The organism is Ottowia flava, assembly GCF_008017535.1.
GTDB classification, from domain to species: Bacteria; Pseudomonadota; Gammaproteobacteria; order Burkholderiales; family Burkholderiaceae_C; genus Ottowia; species Ottowia flava.
Genome location: NZ_VRUA01000048.1, coordinates 1 through 1,247, shown reverse-complemented (window position 1 = coordinate 1,247; position 1,247 = coordinate 1). Strand labels below are relative to the sequence as shown.

The 1,247-nt window shown below is 63.4% G+C and carries 1 protein-coding gene; it reads right to left on the bottom strand.

Annotated elements, in window-relative coordinates; genetic code table 11:
* The coding region (locus FVQ98_RS19500; RefSeq protein WP_147915117.1) for an IS4 family transposase at positions 1–1,242 on the bottom strand (1,242 nt) is incomplete at its 3' end.
* Between the last annotated feature and the right edge of the window lie 5 nt (positions 1,243–1,247).

Sequence of the window (1,247 nt, the reverse complement as noted above, 5' to 3'; positions counted from 1 at the left end):
GGGAAATGAGCGCTCGCCTCGCCTTGGTGGCAAGACATAGTAGTGCGCCTGCTCAATCAAAGTCTGCAAGCGCCTTGGCAGTGTTCCCGGCGTTGCCAGGCTTGCCGTGTACAGCAGCCCCACAATGGCATGTTGCGCCGCATGAAAGCCGATGCGCATGGGCGCAACGCCGGCATGCTCGGCCATCTTGCCCATCCAGCGCCTTAGCAAGACATGGGCAATCAGCAGCCCCCACACCTCCTGCTTGACCAAATCCGGCTGTTTGCTGCGCAGCACCGCCTGAGCGCCGTGCAGCGACTGCTTGATGTCACGAAACGCCAACTCGATCTCCCAGCGCTGGCGGTACATCTGCGCCAGTGCCTGTGCGCTGTAGGCGCGCCAGTCCAGCAGTGAGGTGATGTAACGTCTTGCTTTGCCCGCCACCACCGCCGTGATCAGCCGTGCCTGCCAGTGGCGGGGCAGTTGCGGGTTCAGCTGGCGTGCGCGCTGTGATACCGGCATGCGAATGATCTGATCGTGTGGCGACAGCTGCTGCACCACCTCATGGCGCAAATTGTCCTTGGCGCGCATCAGCCAATGGCGCTGGCTACCGTCTTGCCAGCGCAGCAAGAAAGCGGCGCTGAAATAGGCACGGTCAAACACCGTGAGCGTTTGATCCAGCCCCTGCAGCTGCGCTGCCAGGGTCAACTCGCCCTGATCCATGCTGCCCACCTGGGCATCGAGCAACTCATGGGTGTCTGTGTCCAGCAGGCACACGGCGCGCACCTGGGGCCAGGGCAGTGGGCCGTGCTGGGTGGCGCTGCTGCCCAGCGCCGTGCGGTTCTCAGCGGTATCGGGCGCTGAGAACACGGTGCCATCGACAGCGAGCACGCGCAGCGCCTGCCCCGGCGCACATGGGCGAGTCCAGGCCTGGGTGAGCAAACCAAAGAGCTGGCGCAAGGGCTCACTGCCCAGGCGCTGGCGAGCTTGCACGCTGACACTGGGCGCAGGCAGATCGGCACTCAGGCTCAAAGACAGTTGCTGCACCACTTGCCACATGGGCATCTGGCGGTACAGCGACAGTCCGATGACCAGCCACAGGGCGTGATCGGCGGGCAGTTTGCGCCGCCTGATGCTGGCTTTGCCGCTGGCATTCAATGCCTGGCTGATCCAGTCGGTGTCAATCAGTTGTGCAAGATGGGCCAGACCCTGGGCTGGCGCGTGTTGCAGGGTTTGATCAAGGGTACTTTGGAGCAGGCGCAAAACAA